Consider the following 15536-nt stretch of genomic DNA (forward strand, 5'->3'; position numbering starts at 1 on the left):
CGCCAGCGAGGCGCTTCGTACAAGGAGAAATAGCAAGATATGCTTAGGATCGGCGTCGACATTGGCGGTACATTCACCGACTTCTGCGGATGGCGTGAAGGTGAAAAAGACATCATCAGTCTTAAAGTCCCTTCCACTCCCCCAAATTTTGAAAACGGGTTCAAACAGGGCTTTGAGCGCCTGCTTGAACGCCTCAGCCCTGAAAGCGGCGAGCGCGCACTGGTTATGCACGGCACGACCGTTAGCACGAATGCGGTGATCGAGCGTAAAGGCCCGAAAATTGCGTTTTTCGTGACGAAAGGCTACCGGGACTTGCTCGAGCTCCAGCGGATGGGCGTACGCAATCCTCTTAATATTTTCGAGAATCGCACGAAGCCGCTGATTGACCGTGCAATGGTCTTCGAGGTCGAGGAGCGGCTCCTTCGAGGCGGCGCCGTCGAGACAGCCATCGATGAAGACGCGGTCGAGGTCCTCGCAAAACAAGCCGTAGAGGCCGGTGCTGCCGGCTTCGCGGTTGCTCTTCTCCATAGCTACGCCAATCCTCATCATGAAAAAGTCGTCGAACGCGCGATCCGACGCGTCGCCGGCAAAGAGGCAGAAGTCAGTCGTTCGAGCGAAATCTGGCCACGGATCGGCGAATACGAGCGGGCAACCGTCAGCGTCCTCAATGCGTTCGTGCGTCGCCGCATGAACGAGTATATCGGCGCGGTGGAAAGCTACGTTGCTGACAGGCTGCCAGGATCGCAGCTCTTCGTTACTCGTTCCAATGGTGGGGCAATGGCAGCGGCCGAAGCTCGCACTCTCCCCATTCACACTCTTCTTTCTGGCCCTGCTTCGGGCGTCACTGCCGTGCAGTATCTCGGTCGATCGATCGGTGAACAGAACATCCTGACGATGGATATGGGTGGTACCAGCACGGACATTTCGCTTGTCCGCGACGGAGAAGCTCTTACGTCAACGGCTGCAGAGGTTGGTGATTTCCCGGTCGTCATGCCGGTCACCGGTATAGAGGCGATTGGAGCGGGCGGAGGCTCAATCGCATCGATCGACGGTGGTGTCCTGCGGATCGGACCGCAAAGCGCGGGCTCTTTCCCTGGTCCTGCCTGCTTTGGTCGCGGCGGGACCGCCCCGACGCTTACCGATGCCTATCTCCTGGCGGGCTATCTGCCGGAAACGCTCCTTGGTGGTGCGATGGAGCTGGATCGGAATGCCGCCGAGAAAGCAATGGGATCGATTGCCGAGAGGCTCGGGACGGATGTGGCAACGGCCGCGGAGATGTGCGTTACGGTCGCCAGCTCGAATATGGTCGCCGGCGTACTGCCATATCTTGCACGGCAAGGCGTTGATCCCGAGGAGCTCACTCTGCTTGTCTACGGTGGAGCTGGAGCCATCCAGGGGCCTCTTCTTGCCGCAGAGATCGGCGTCAACCGTGTTCTTGTCCCGAGCACGCCATCTGTTTTCTGCGCGCTCGGCGGACTTGTGTCCGAGCTGAGCAATGACACGCTGGAAACCGTTCACGGGCTCGATGTAAACGGCGAATTGATCGCGCGGAAGTTCTCGGCTCTCAAACAGCAAGCAGCGGAATGGCTGGGGCGGCAGGCATCTCCCGATCGCCTCGTATCGCAGAGGTTCGAATGCTGGGCCGAAATGCGTTATGTGGGCCAGTCGTTCCAGGTCGACGTACGGCTTCCCGACTCCGCCGTCGAGAACAAGGACATCAAGGCGATGCACGATGCATTCCACAAAGAGCACGAACGCATCTACAGCCATGCCGATCCGGCGGCGCCGGTCGAGTTTGTCGATCTGCGTATGCGAGTGCGGGGGGCGATGGCCATTCCCGAGCCTGCATCACCGAAATCGGTGACGACCGGAGACCCTGTGAAGGGCGTCCGACCGATGCGTTTCCAGGGCCGCGTCTATCCCGAGGTTTGCGTTTACGAGAGGGCGAATCTGGGTCTCAACGAGGCTGTCCACGGACCTGCCGTCATCGAACAGGCAGAAGCCACGATCGTCGTTCCGCCGGACTTCATCGCCCGTACTGGCGCCTACGGCGCGATTTTCATGAGCCGGAGCTAAACTACTATGGACGCTGTTCGAACTGCCATTATGAGCAACCGTTTCAATGCAATTGTCGAAGAGGCCTCGGCCGCGATCTACCGCACCGCTCATACGACTTTTGTGAAGCTGGTGCAGGACTACCAGTGCGCATTGGCTACCGCGGAAGGAGACATGTTTGCCTATCCGATGATGTCGGGGGTGAACGTTTTCATCGGCTCTCCGCTTCGTCCGACGCTTGACGCGATCGGCCGCGAAAATCTGAAGCCCGGCGATATCATCATAACCAACGATCCCTTCAGTACGGGAGGGCTTGTGACACACCTTATGGACGTCACACTCCTCTATCCAATTTTCCGCGACGACAAGCTGATTGCGGTGGGCTGGTCTTTTGTCCATGCCTCGGACATCGGGGGGGCCGTGCCTGGGAGTATTTCCCCCGCATTCACCGAGATTTTCCAGGAAGGTCTGAGAGTAAGACCGACAAAGCTTTATGAGGAAGGGGTCCTCAATAAGACGATCAAATCGATCTTCGAGGACAATAGCCGCATTCCGGCGGAGCTTTGGGGTGATATTCAGGCTATGATCTCCGGCCTGAAGAGCATGGACCGGCGCATCAACGAGCTCTGCGACCGCTACGGCCGTGAAATGGTGGAAGAAGGGATGCTTGACGTCATTGGCTATGCCGAGACGAAGGCCCGCGAGGTGATCAGGAAAATTCCCCGAGGTGTTTATAGCTTCGCGGATTATCTCGAGGGGATCAATGAGGGACAGCTTGCTTATTTCAGCGTCACCCTGACGGTGCGAGACGGTGAACTCGATGTCGACTTCACCGGAACGGATCCCCAACTCGCCGCTGCCTATAATCTCGTCACGGGTGCCACCACCCATCCATACGTCGTGCAGTGCCTGATCACCTTCATCCTCACCATGGATCCGCTCACGCCACGCAATTCGGGAATCCTGCGCGCGATCCACGCCCACGCGCCCCGTGGCTCTGTCTTGAACGCCGTTTTCCCTGCATCGGGTGGTTCGCGTGCAGCGTCGGCGACACGTGCGTACGACATTATCATGGGATGCCTGAACCAGGCGCTCCCCGAGGGTGTCGGCGCGGCCGGTGCAGGTATGGCGGGGGTTATCGTCGTTTCTGCTCCCGACCCCCGGACGGGTCGCGACCGGGTCAACGTCATCAACACGATCCACGGAGGCGGTGGTGGTCGTCGGATCAGCGATGGTGTCGATGGAACCGAGGTGCGCTATTCACAACGCATGGTGCCCGTTGAAGTGATCGAAGTCGAAACACCGATGATCATGCGGGCGATCCGGATCGTTCCTGACAGCCGGCGCGCCGGACGCTTTGCAAGCGGCGCATCACTCGAAATGGAGATGGAAAACACAGCCAACCGTGCTGTCATGACGGTCCGCAACATGAACCGTTTCGTGTTTGCCCCGTGGGGCTTCCGAGGTGGAGAGCAAGGCCTTCTCGGACAGACCATCGTTAACCCGGGCCAGCCGGACGAGCGGTCGATCGGCAAGATCTCGGTGCTGGAAATGGGACAAGGTGACGTGGTCAGGATCACGAGTCCGACGGGAGGCGGCTTTGGAGATCCGATGGAACGCGATCTTGGCGCGATCGCCAGAGAGATCGAAAACGGCATGCTGTCGAAAGAGCGAGCGATCGACGCGTATGCTGTCGTCTTTGACGCTCAGGGGCAGATTGATGCAGCTGGAACCGAGGCGAGACGGAGGGAAAGAAAAAAGCGTGACCTGCCCGACTTCACCTTTTGTGCGGAGCGTGAGCGCCAGGATCACGTCTGGCCTATGGCCGTGCGCCGCAAACTCGCCACGATGGCGCTTTCGTATGAACTTCGCATTCGGAGCCAACTCGTTGGCAACGTTCACAAACGCATGCTCGCTGGTGGAACTCAGGTGAATGACGCCACACTACAGAGTGTTGTTCAGGAGGAGGCCGCTCGCCTTTCCGGAAATCGGGCACACACGCCTTAATCCGCTTGAACCAAAACCATGGCGGGCCAATAGAACGCCCGCCATGCCATCCGCCCTCCTTGGCCGAGACTGTATGAAGCCAGTCCGTCTGTCGTTGGGCGCGCTGCGTTTTCAGATGCCTTCTTAATCGCGCCGTACAGTTCTATAACCGTAGAGAATATACCCCCTAAAAATTCGACTTTGACAGCTATGTCTAAACGCTATCTCGTTACAGGCCTCGGACGGTTCTCCCAACCTGCTTGAACGATCAAGGCGCGCGCCCTGACGACCCACAATGACGATGGAGCATGGCCAACTTATTATGAGTCAGTCGCTGGAACTATGGAGTATGAAGTGTTTTATCGTGCTCGCCGAGGAACTACATTTCGGTCGCGGCGCGAAGCGCTTGAACATGACCCAGCCTACGCTCAGTCAGCAGATCAGGAAGCTGGAATCCCATTTTGGTGTCCAACTGTTCATTCGTTCGACGCGAAGTGTCGAGCTTACGCCCTCCGGCGTAACGTTCCTGCCGCTCGCGCGCGAAGCTTTGACCAAGCTGGACGAGGCTGTGCTCCTTTCCAAGCTTGCCGCCGGCGGCATGTCCCCCGGAGGTGAACAGCTCAAAATTGGCGCGATAGATCCGGCTGTTCACAGGTTGCTTCCCCTTATTCTGCGTCGGTTCCGAAAGCGTTTCCCCGAAACGCGGCTCGATGTCCGGATATTCGATTCATCCGAGATACTTCGTGCCCTCGAGCGCGGCGAATATGATGTGGGGATTATGAGGCCGCCGAGCAACGGCAATGTTATCCGCTACCGACCTCTGATGTCGGATCGTTTTGTCGCCGTCATCCCGAAGCAATCTGTTTTGGCTAGCCGATCGACTTTGAGACTTTCGGACTTTGTCGGGCATGACGTTTTCACTCTCGACCGGTTTGAGCTTTCAAGTTTCAGGGCAATCCACGACCAGATCGTTGATACGGGCATTGTTCTGGATTCAGGAATCAAGGTGTCAAACACGACAGCAGCGCTGGCGTTGGTGGCGGCCGGACTGGGTATTACTTTTCTCCCCGAGTGGATCGAAGGTATCGTTGGCAGCGATGTCGTTTTGCGAAGGGTAGAAGATCTTGGCCAGGAAATTTCCATCGGAATCGCCTGGCGCGCGGACAACCCTATGCCGGGCATACTTCCGTTCGTGGAGTATGCCGAGCTCGTTGCACGGCCTTCCTAGCATATGATTAGAAGGCAGATGGAATGGTCCGGCAGATAAATCTACGTCAGATCGAGGCGTTCAAAGCGACGATCGAATGCGGTTCCGTCAGCCGGGCGGCCGAACTCATGGGAATATCACAGCCCGCGGCCAGCAAGCTACTCGCCCATCTCGAAGATGATGTCGGCTTAAGCCTCTTCGACAGGCAGCGCGGCCGACTTTTGCCAAACAAGCAAGGCATGCGCTTTTATGATGAAGTGCAGCGAATCTTTGCGGGCATCAGACAAGTGGAGCGCGCGGCCGAGACCATTCGGCGTGAGGAACAGGGGCGATTGACGATCGGCGTAATGCCTGGCCTGTCGGGCCAGTTCATTCAACGAGTCGTCGCAGATTTTCTGCTCGCGTATCCAGAGACTTATGTGATCATCAAGGACGGCGCTTCGAGATATATTGCAGATTGGGTAGCTACCCGGCAGATCGATATAGGTATCATAAGTGAGCGCTTCGACAACCCGAACCTGACATCCAGCCCGCTGCTCGATAGTCCGATGGCCTGCATTTTGCCTTTGGGACATCGCCTTTCGGCGAAGGAAACAATCTCGCCATCGGACATCAACGGAGAGCGGTTTATTTCCTTCGCTCCGGAAAGTCAGACGAGGCAGTTGGTGGAGGCGAGTCTTGACGCGCACAACATTCGGGTGGACGTGGTTGTGGAAGCCGGGACCGCGCCAACCGTGTGTGAGTTTGTTGCCGCCGGCCGCGGCATCTCAATTGTCCATCCCTTGCTCGCCCACCCGGTAAGTGGCCGGGTCACGACGCGTCCATTTCGTCCGGAAATCTCCTACGGGATGGTTCTGTGCCGGTCTCGTGAAGCCCGAGATGTCAAGCTCGTCGACGCATTCATCTCGCAGGCCCGACTTGCCACCGCGCGCGTATTTTCCGAGATTGTCGAGGTCGAGGCACATCTCTGAGGTCTAAGAGCAACGCTGGCTAGGTTGGACCGGGAAAGCTTCACCATTGTGCTTGTAACATCGTTCGGTCAGCCAGCGCGACCTGCGTCGCGCTGGCTATGAGGCTACTCCCACTCATTGCCCCAGTTCATGACAAAATGCCCCGCCGAAACCTCTCGATATTGCCGGACAGGTGGCACGTAATCTGCCGGCCTCACAGGGCTCCTGAGTTCGGCATTGGAGATAGGGCGCTTTTGTAGACGCCTTGCCGGATCGGCAATCGGGACAGCGGCGAGCAGTCGTTTCGTGTAAGGGTGCTGCGGATTCTGGAAGATCGCCGCTCTCGGTCCGATTTCGACGATCTCCCCGAGATACATTACGGCCACGCGGTGGCTGACGCGCTCGACGACGGCCATGTCATGGCTGATGAAGAGATAGGCGAGGCCCATCTCAGCTTGAAGATCGAGCATCAGGTTCACCACCTGCGCCTTGACCGAGACGTCGAGCGCGGAGACGGCTTCGTCGGCGACGATCAAACGCGGCTCCAGGGTGAGCGCCCGTGCGATGCAGATGCGCTGACGCTGGCCGCCCGAGAACTCATGCGGGAAGCGGCTGGCCATGTCGGGCTGCAATCCGACTCGCCTGAGCAGTTCCGCTACTTTGTCCCGCGCTTCGGCATGTGTCGCGAGCTTGCTGATGATCAGCGGATCGGCAATGGCAGATCCGACGTTCTGGCGGGGGTTGAGGCTGCCGAAGGGATCCTGGAAGATCATCTGCATCCGCTTGCGCTGCTCACGAAGGCCAGTCGCGCCGAGCTTCAGGACGTCGATGCCGTCCAGCATAACGGAGCCGGAGTGCGGCTCGACGAGGCGCAGGATCGAACGGCCGGTCGTCGATTTGCCGCAACCGGATTCTCCGACCAAAGCCAGCGTCTCACCGGCCTTGAGGTCGAACGAGACATTCTCGACGGCGTGCACCCTCCCCTTGACTAAGGAGAATACCCCGGAGCGGATGTCGAAGCGTGTCGTGAGACCCTTGACTTCGAGAACGGGACGTCCGGTTTCCTGAACGGTGTCCGGCACCTCGATCGGGACGTCGGATTCGCCCGTGATACGGTTGACGACCGGGAAACGCATCGGATGCTTGCGCCCTTCCATCGAGCCGATCCTGGGCACCGCCGAGAGCAGGGCACGCGTATAAGGGTGCTTCGGTTGAGCGAAGATATCGGCCGTGAGGCCAGCCTCCACCACTTCGCCCTTGTACATCACCACGGTGCGGTCGGCGATCTCAGCGACCACGCCCATGTCATGGGTGACGAAGAGGATGGCCATATCCTCTTGTCTCTGCAGTTCCTTGATGAGTTCGAGGATCTGGGCTTGGATCGTCACGTCGAGCGCCGTCGTCGGCTCATCGGCAATCAGAAGCTTCGGCTTGCAGGCCAGCGCCATTGCGATCATCACGCGCTGGCGCATTCCTCCCGAAAGCTCGAAGGGATACTGCTCGAGACGCCGCTCCGGGTCGGAGATATGGACCTTGCGCAACATCTCGAGCGCGATCTGTCGCGCCTCGCCGCGCGAACAGTCCCGGTGCGCCAGGATGGCCTCGGCGATCTGCTTCCCGATCTTGTAGACCGGGTTCAGGCTGGTCATGGGTTCCTGGAAGATCATCGCCATGTCGCCGCCCCGCAGCGAGCGTGCCGTCTCGTCGGGCACACGCGCAAGGTCATGAACCTTGCCGGAACTGCCGGCGAACTTGATCCTGCCATCGGCGACGCGCGCGACCTTCTGGGGCAACAGGCCCATGATTGATAAGCTTGTAACCGACTTACCGGAGCCGGATTCGCCGACAACAGCCAATGTCTCCCCCCGGATCAGATCGAACGATATGCCGTTGACCGCAGCGAAGGTGCCGGACGGCGTGGCAAACTCAGTTCGAAGACCTTCGACTGACAGCTGAACGTCGGAAGGCATGGACTTTCCTGCCTCTTCGGAGGCCTTGCTCTCACGTGCCTTGTTGGGAAAGGGCTTGAGCTTGGTCGTGCGCGGGTCGAAGACGTCGCGCACCGCATCGCACAGCGAGTTGACGATGAAGATCGTGATGACGAGCGCCACGCAGGGCCAGACGAGACCCATCGGATCCAGCTCAAGATAGCTTCGCGCTCCACGGATCATCAGGCCCCAGGACGGCGTGGGCGGGACGATGCCAAGCCCGAGGAAGCTCAAGCCGGACTCCACCACGATCGCGGACGCCACCACCAGCGAGAACTGGACGAAAAGGGGGGCGGCGATGTTCGGCAGGATCGTCTTGCGCATGATGCGCAACGGTCCCGCACCCAGTGACCGCATCGCCTCGACATATTCCTTCTCCTTTACCGAGCGCACCTCGCCATAGGCGATACGTGCAAACTCTGGTGCATAGAAGATGGCAAGCGTTGCAATGAGCGTGATCGTACCCGGACCGGTGAAGGCGATGACGAGGAGCGCCAGCAGAATCGGGGGAAACGACAGCATGAACTCGGCGACGCGAACGGTCAGGACTTCGGCAAGGCCGCCGAAGTAACCGCCGACCATGCCGGCGGCAATCCCTATGACGGCCGCCACGACGCCGGTCGCGATCGCGACGCTGAGCGAGACGCGGGCGCCATAGAGCAGTCGGCTCAGCACATCGCGGCCGAACTCGTCCTGGCCGAGCCAGTGGCTTGTCGACGGTGCACCGAGACGGCCGCTAATATCCATGGCGAGTGGATCGGAGGGAGCGATGACGGGCGCCAAAATGGCGACGAGCACAAGCAGGCAAAGGGCAATCGATGGCAGTGCGAGGTGACGGAATTTGGCGCTGTGCCAGATCGAGGAAAGACGTCTCATGATTTGCGCACCTGTGGATCGAGAAGGGAGTAGAGGACATCCACGAGCAGGTTGAGCAGGATGAACAGCGATGCCGTCACCAGAACGATGCCCTGAACCTCCGGATAATCCCGGCTCTCGACCGCCCGCACGAGGAAACCGCTCATCCCGGGCCAATTGAAGATGTATTCGACAAGCACGGTGCCTCCGAGCATCGTGCCCATTTGCAAGCCGGTCACCGTCAGGACCGGGCCGAGCGCATTGCGCACGACGTGCCGGCGCAGGACCCGCCTCTCATGCAGTCCCTTGGCGTGCGCTGTGCGAACCCAGTCCTGCTGAAGAACATCCAGAACGGTCGATCGGGTCATGCGAATGATGACCGCCGAGAAACCGACGGCAATCGCTGCCGAGGGCATCAGCAGCAGGATCAGATGAGCGCGGGGCGAGACGCTGAACGGCACGAACCCACCTGCGGGAACGAGGCGCAGCATTAGGGCGAATACCAGCACAAACACGGTTCCGAGCACGAATGTCGGGATCGAAAGCGCAACGCTGGTGGCTCCACTAAGGATGCGGTCGATCCAGGCGCCCCGATTTCTGGCCGCGAGCACGCCGAGCGGAATGCCGACGATCAGCGACAGAAGCGTCGCCATGCCGATCAGCTCGAGCGTTCTCGGCAACCGCTGGGCGATATTGCCCAAAACGTCCTCGTCGTCCTGGAAACTGGTGCCGAGGTCGCCTCGGGCCAGCCTCGACAGATAGTTCACATATTGCTGGTGCAATGGCTGGTCGAGGCCGAGACGCGAACGCATCTCGGCAACAGCCTCCGGATCGGGCGCCATGCCGTCCGCAGACAACATCACCTCGACCGGATCGCCCGGGACCACATGCAGGATCATGAAGACGGCAGTGGCGACCAGAAAAATCATTACGGCCGCCACCGCACATCTTCTCACAACATAACTGAGCATCGCGCTCCTCCAATTCTGAGCGCGTGCTCACCCAATATAGACTTCGTCGAATGCGATCCCGGACTGGTTGATCAGAAAATCAGGCAAGCTCTTGAAGTCTTTTACACCGTCATGCAGGGCATAGGCCTGCGAACGATAGTTGAGGAATGTCACAGGTGTGATTTCCTGGACAGCCCGCTGCAGATCGCCATATATCTGAACGCGCTTGGCCTGGTCCGCCTCGTAGCGGCCGCGCAGCAAAAGGTCATCCAGCTTCGGATCGGCAAGTCCAACGGAACGGCGATAGGAATCTCCACCGGAACCCAGAAGGGATGTCAGTTCGTCTGGATCGCCAAGCTCCGATGCTCCGCCATTAATGGCGAAATGATAGCGCCCTTCGTTGCCCTGGCTGACACGCACGCCCCATTCGGGAAGGCTCAGCTTGATGTCCATGCCGATCGCCGAAAGCTGCGCCTGAATAATCTCGGCGGGGTCCTTGTGGAAGCTGTAGGTGCTCGTGGCCAGAAGGGTTGCCTGGAGGTTCTCAGCATTGGCCTCCTTCAGAAGCGCCTTGGCGCGATCCGGATCGTACGGCCACAGATGCTCGAGTTCCTTGCTCCTGTATGGAGAGGTCTCCGGAAGCGGCACGCCATCGAGGGCCTTGCCGAAACCGAGAAAAGCCCCCTTAACCAAGTCATCACGATTGATCGCATGGGCGACCGCGCGGCGAACCAGGGGATTGGTGAAAGGTCCTTGTTTCAGGTTGAACACGACGTACATGAAAAGCCCGAGCGCCGACTGCATCTGGATGCCGGGCTTCTCGGACAGACTTTTCATGCTCTGGGCGGGCACGTATTCGATGATGTCGACATCGCCGGCATCGAGAGCTGCGACACGCAGGCTGTCATCGGCATAAACGACGAAGCGAAGGTTCTCGGTCTTTGGAAGGCCCGGTTTGTAGAAGTCCGTGCGAGCCTTGAAGATCAAAGACACACCCTTTTCGGAGCTTTCGAGCTTGTACGGGCCGGCACCGATCATTGTGTCCGGCTTGTCCATCTGTTTGGAGAAGACGATAGGCGCATGGGGACTGGCGAGAATCGCGGCGAAGGAAGGAGTGGGCCGTTTCAGGGTGATGCGAACCGTCTTGGGATTGACGGCCTCGATCGCCTCGATCTCCTGAAAATACTGGCGGAGATAGGCCGTCGATTTCTCGGCGCGGATCGCGTCGAACGAGGCTTTCACGTCGTCCGCCGTGACCGGCTCCCCGTTCTGAAAGGTTGCATTGGCGCGAAGTTTGAACAGATAGGTGCGCGGGTCGGTCAGTTCCCAACTCTCGGCGAGCTCCGGCTGGACCTTCCCCTCACTGTTGAAGGTGACGAGCCCCCGAAACAGGAGCATCTTGACGGTGCGGGATGCCGCGCCGGAGTGTTCGAATGGCCTGAGGTTGGGCGGATAGGCCGAGAGAGCATAGGTGACAGTCCCGGGAGTGGCCGCTCGTGCAGGGCGAGCAAACAGTCCCGGTGCAAGAAGGCCTGCGCCGACGGCGCCGCTTCCAAGAAGGAAAGTGCGGCGGTTTGAAAGAAACCTCCCGGTTGGGTCATAGAGAGCATGCGACATCGTTCCACTCCTTGTTTTTGTGTTTCGTTTCCAGTCAGCCTCGGCCCAAAGGCCGGCGCTCAATCAAACGCTCTGCAAGCTGCGCAGAGCTTCCTCGGTTTTCTCCTTGCCGTAATCCCGAATGGCCGAAGTTTCGGAAACGACGCCGTCGCGAAGATCCCTGGCAAGATCCGGCGTGGGGCGTTCGGCCGGGACGCCAAAACCTCCACCACCAGGCGTCTCCATCCGCATGGTTTCGCCCGCCTGAAGCACGACGTGGGCAACCTTGGACGGAAGGATGTCCTGGCTCTCCCGGCCAGGGTTTCGCTTCAAGGTACCCCTACCGCCCTCAAGCCCCCCAAGCGCGCCTTCGGCGCCCTGTTTGTGGCTGTCGGATCGTGCCGAAAAGATCGTTCCGTCTTGGAAAACCCGGATCTGCCGGGCAATCCCCAATCCACCGCGATGGCGCCCGGCGCCCCCCGAATCCTCTACAAGCCCATACTCCTCGACCAGAAGAGGGAACTCGTTCTCGAGAGCCTCCGTTGGAATGTTCAGGCTGTTGGTTACGTGGACATGTGCTCCGTCCATCCCGTCGCGATCGGTTCTCGCCCCCCCGCCGCCGCCAAGAGCCTCGCCGCAGACATAGAGATTATTGCTTCCACTTCGCGCCCCTGAAAAATTAATGGACGGAAGAACATCGTTACCGGAAGCGATAATCTTGTTTTCCGGCAAAAGCCCGCGGAAAGCTCCAAACACGGCACCGGCGATTTTTTGACAGGTGATTGATCGCGCACCGCAGGCTGCAGGATGAATGGGATTAGCGATGGATCCCGCCGGAGCATCGATCGTGATCGCTTCGAACATGCCGCTGTTCGGCATCAATTCCGGATCCAGAAGCGCCTTGACACAGTAGTAAACCGTGGCGCGAAGTGCACTGGTTGAGACGTTTAACGCACCGCGGGCCTGTGGTCCCGTGCCATCGAGGTCGAAGTGAAGTTGATCGTCCGAAACCGTGACGGTTACCTTAATGGGTACGGTATCACCGCCATTTCCGTCGTCGTCAAGTTGCGTTGAGAAGGTGTAGCGACCGTGCTTTAGATCGGAGATGCGGCGACGCAAGCGCCGATTGGTATAGTCGAGGACATCGTCGATCGCGCGGTCGACTTCATCCAGTCCCATCTTCACGAACAGGGCGCTCGCCGCAGCGCCACCCTTCAGATTGACGGCGATCTGGACGTTAAGGTCGAGCTGGCGCTCTTCGGGCAAGCGGGAATTCGCTGCGATGAGCCGGATGAGGCCGTGATCGACCGTTCCTCCCCGGACAACCCTCATCGCTGGAATCCGGATGCCCTCCGCGAAGATCGTGGCTGATTTCGCCGAGGTCGATCCGGGCACCGCGCCACCGACATCCGAATGATGCCCGATATTGGCCGCGAACGCCCGGACGACGCCATCGATAAAGATCGGGGTGACCACGGAAATGTCCGGAAGGTGGGTTCCGCCCGCGAGATAGGGATCGTTGCAGATGAACGCATCGCCTTCGATCATTTCGGAGATCGGGAAGGCATCCAGGACGGCCTGCATGCTTCCCATAAGCGATCCAAGATGTAGCGGGATATGTGTCCCCTGGGCGAGAAGGCGGCCGCGCGCGTCGAAGAGACCCACCGAAAAGTCGCGGCGCTCCTTGATCTGCGTGGAAAACGACGCCCGCATCATGTTAATTGCCATGTTCTCCGTGATTGAGAGCAGGCGGTTTGTGAAGATCTCCATGGCGATCGCGTCGAATTTGCGTGCCGGAGTGTGAGTGTTGAGAGCCGAAGTCATGAGCGCCGCCTATGCTTGAACGATGATGTTGCCGGAGGAGTCGACCGAAGCCTGTTGGCCCGGAAGCACAATCGTCGTCGAACTCATTTCGTCGATGACCGCTGGTCCTGCCAGCGACTGATTTACCGGAAGCGCCGATCGTTCGTACACGGGCGTATCGACCCAACCGCTGCTGCCAAAATAGACTTGTCGTTGCCCAATCTTTGCTTCTTCGAAAGATGTGCCGCCACGATGAGTTGCAGGCTCGAACTTGGCTGTGACGCCGACCGCCTGAACGCGGCAATTTACAATTTCGATGTCCCGGCCTGGAATGTCGTAGCCATATTCTGCCTCATGGGCGGCGCCGAACGTTTTCTTGAATATCTCCAGTCCATTTTCATCGAGATCGCTGACCGGGACGGTGATTTCGAAGTTCTGGCCTCGATAGTGGGCGTCAACGGCGAGATTGTATCGCCGGTTTTCTTCGGGAACTTTTTCGCTTGCAAGCCAGGTTTCGCCATCCCGCCGCAGTTCACGCAACAAGGTCCAGACCTCTGTCCAGCTAACTGTATCGACCACCGTCAGGCACGTTCTCACGAAATCAAGGCTGACATCCGACAGGAGCGCCCCCCGAGCACACATGGTGCCGGGCTCCTGAGGGATCAGAACGCGCTTGATACCGCATTCCCTGGCGACCTCCGTCGCATGAAGCGGACCAGCGCCGCCATACGCAAACAGGGTCAGGTCGTCGAGATCGTAGCCCCGTTCGGTTGTGACCGCCCGGATGGCTCGGCTCATGTTCGCGGTCACCACCTGGAGAATGCCATAAGCGGCTTCTTCGACCGTTAGCTCCAGCGGATCGGCAACATTCTCCTTGATTGCCTTTAGTGCCAGCTCACGATTAATCGGCATCCTGCCGCGCAGCAGCGCGACGGGGTCGAGGCGATTGAGCGCGATGTTCGCATCGGTCAACGTTGGCACCACACCGCCTCTGTCGTAGGCGGCAGGACCCGGAGCAGCGCCAGCGCTTCGCGGCCCAACCTTGAGCGCCGAAGCATCGTCGACGCCGGCGATGCTCCCGCCGCCCGCGCCAATGACATGGATGTCGACCATGGGCAGCTTTACAGGATGATCTGCGACCAAACGACCCGAAGTGAAAAGGGCACGGCCATTCAATATCAGTGCGACGTCAGTGCTGGTTCCGCCGACATCGAATGTGACAAGATTGGGCATGCCGGCGCGAACACCGACCGTCGCGGCACCGACCACGCCCGCCGCAGGCCCGGAGAGACAGGTAGCCACCGGCAGGCGTCGAACACTGTCGAGCGACAGCACACCACCGTTCGAATGGATCGTCATCGGTTCGACCGGAATGCCGATCTCCTTGATGCCCCCGCTCAATCGACTGAGATACCGGTCCATCCTCGGACCGATATAGGCATTGAGAACAGTCGTGGAGGTTCGCTCATATTCCCGGAACTCAGGGAGAACCTTGGACGAGATACTGATGTAAGCGTCGGGCATGACGCTCTGGACAACGGCCAGAGCCTTTTCTTCGTGATCCTGGTTTCGATAGGAATGCAGAAAGCAGATCGCAACTGCCTCGACCCCTGATCGTGCCAGACGCTCCGCCTGACTTCGCAACTGCTCCTCGTCAAGCGGAACGATCACTTCCCCGTTCGCAGCCACTCGTTCGTCCACATCAAGACGCCGATATCGCTCAACGAGGGGAGAGGCTTTCGGTACTGAGGTATCGTAGAGCGACGGGCGGTTCTGCCTTCCTATCGCGAGTACATCTCTGAATCCACGTGTGGTGAGGAGACCCGTTGCGGCTCCTCGCTCCTCGATGATCATATTGGTTGCTACGGTCGTGCCGTGGCCAATATATTCGACATCACTGGCCGCAAAACCGAAATCTTCCACGATCCGGGCAAGACCGGTAAGGATCGCCTCAGACGGGTCAGAGGGAGTGGACGGCAGCTTGTAGTATTGGACAGTCCCGTCAGCTGTATTCTGCACGACGAAGTCAGTGAATGTGCCGCCTACGTCTATTCCAATTCTGCGCATACAAACCCCTCACCAGCCACGACTTGGCCATGTCTCTTCTTGATCCCTAATTTTTCTCAATTAGAGCCATTAGTCCAAG

General features: G+C 59.1%; 9 protein-coding genes and 1 pseudogene. 4 read left to right on the top strand and 6 right to left on the bottom strand.

All coding sequences use genetic code 11. From position 1 onward, the window contains the following. Nucleotides 1–39: 39 nt before the first annotated feature. The 4 genes from RMR21_RS25370 to RMR21_RS25385 all read left to right on the top strand — a co-directional run bounded on the left by RMR21_RS25370 (nt 40) and on the right by RMR21_RS25385 (nt 6219). Entirely contained in the window at nt 40–2076 is a 2037-nt protein-coding gene (locus tag RMR21_RS25370) for a hydantoinase/oxoprolinase family protein (protein WP_320187993.1), read from the top strand. Between the two features lie 6 nt (nt 2077–2082). Next, on the top strand, nt 2083–4062 hold the full coding sequence (locus tag RMR21_RS25375) for a hydantoinase B/oxoprolinase family protein (protein ID WP_265615123.1): 1980 nt from the start codon (nt 2083–2085) through the stop codon (nt 4060–4062). Nucleotides 4063–4336: 274 nt separating this feature from the next. Next, entirely contained in the window at nt 4337–5269 is a 933-nt protein-coding gene (locus tag RMR21_RS25380; RefSeq protein WP_265615124.1) for a LysR family transcriptional regulator, read from the top strand. Nucleotides 5270–5292: 23 nt separating this feature from the next. Then, a complete protein-coding gene (locus RMR21_RS25385; protein ID WP_320187995.1) occupies nt 5293–6219 on the top strand; it encodes a LysR substrate-binding domain-containing protein in 927 nt (308 codons plus the stop codon). A gap of 104 nt (nt 6220–6323) precedes the next feature. Here the strand turns inward: RMR21_RS25385 and RMR21_RS25390 are convergent, their stop codons facing one another. The 6 genes and pseudogenes from RMR21_RS25390 to RMR21_RS25415 form a co-directional block, all read right to left on the bottom strand. Then, nucleotides 6324–8168: an ABC transporter ATP-binding protein gene (locus RMR21_RS25390; protein ID WP_320188018.1), complete on the bottom strand. Its 1845-nt coding sequence runs from the start codon at nt 8166–8168 to the stop codon at nt 6324–6326. Between the two features lie 75 nt (nt 8169–8243). Beyond that, nucleotides 8244–9062, bottom strand: a pseudogene (locus RMR21_RS25395) (ABC transporter permease); the annotation flags it as partial. Then, nucleotides 9059–10012 carry an ABC transporter permease gene (locus tag RMR21_RS25400; protein WP_320187996.1) on the bottom strand — a complete coding sequence of 318 codons (954 nt, stop codon included), beginning with the start codon at nt 10010–10012 and terminating at the stop codon, nt 9059–9061. The pseudogene RMR21_RS25395 and the gene RMR21_RS25400, both read right to left, overlap by 4 nt. Before the next feature lie 27 nt (nt 10013–10039). After that, nucleotides 10040–11608 (bottom strand): ABC transporter substrate-binding protein, encoded by a 1569-nt coding sequence (locus RMR21_RS25405; protein WP_320187997.1) that lies wholly within the window; start codon nt 11606–11608, stop codon nt 10040–10042. A gap of 63 nt (nt 11609–11671) precedes the next feature. Then, the gene (locus RMR21_RS25410) at nt 11672–13411 is read right to left on the bottom strand and encodes a hydantoinase B/oxoprolinase family protein (protein WP_320187998.1); all 1740 of its coding nucleotides are present in this window, start codon (nt 13409–13411) and stop codon (nt 11672–11674) included. 9 nt (nt 13412–13420) lie between these two features. Then, complete coding sequence (locus RMR21_RS25415) at nt 13421–15457, bottom strand: hydantoinase/oxoprolinase family protein (protein ID WP_265615129.1); 2037 nt, start codon at nt 15455–15457, stop codon at nt 13421–13423. Nucleotides 15458–15536 lie beyond the last annotated feature (79 nt).

It is taken from the genome of Agrobacterium sp. rho-8.1 (assembly GCF_033957725.1).
In the GTDB taxonomy this organism is placed as follows: Bacteria; Pseudomonadota; Alphaproteobacteria; order Rhizobiales; family Rhizobiaceae; genus Agrobacterium.

Excerpts from the sequence above, each read along its gene's own strand:
- RMR21_RS25385 (WP_320187995.1), top strand. The coding sequence starts at position 5,293 with ATGGTCCGGCAGATAAATCTACGTCAGATCGAGGCGTTCAAAGCGACG.
- RMR21_RS25405 (WP_320187997.1), bottom strand. The coding sequence starts at position 11,608 with ATGTCGCATGCTCTCTATGACCCAACCGGGAGGTTTCTTTCAAACCGC.
- RMR21_RS25415 (WP_265615129.1), bottom strand. The coding sequence starts at position 15,457 with ATGCGCAGAATTGGAATAGACGTAGGCGGCACATTCACTGACTTCGTC.
- RMR21_RS25375 (WP_265615123.1), top strand. The coding sequence starts at position 2,083 with ATGGACGCTGTTCGAACTGCCATTATGAGCAACCGTTTCAATGCAATT.
- RMR21_RS25390 (WP_320188018.1), bottom strand. The coding sequence starts at position 8,168 with ATGCCTTCCGACGTTCAGCTGTCAGTCGAAGGTCTTCGAACTGAGTTT.
- RMR21_RS25410 (WP_320187998.1), bottom strand. The coding sequence starts at position 13,411 with ATGACTTCGGCTCTCAACACTCACACTCCGGCACGCAAATTCGACGCG.
- RMR21_RS25370 (WP_320187993.1), top strand. The coding sequence starts at position 40 with ATGCTTAGGATCGGCGTCGACATTGGCGGTACATTCACCGACTTCTGC.
- RMR21_RS25380 (WP_265615124.1), top strand. The coding sequence starts at position 4,337 with ATGACGATGGAGCATGGCCAACTTATTATGAGTCAGTCGCTGGAACTA.
- RMR21_RS25400 (WP_320187996.1), bottom strand. The coding sequence starts at position 10,012 with ATGCTCAGTTATGTTGTGAGAAGATGTGCGGTGGCGGCCGTAATGATT.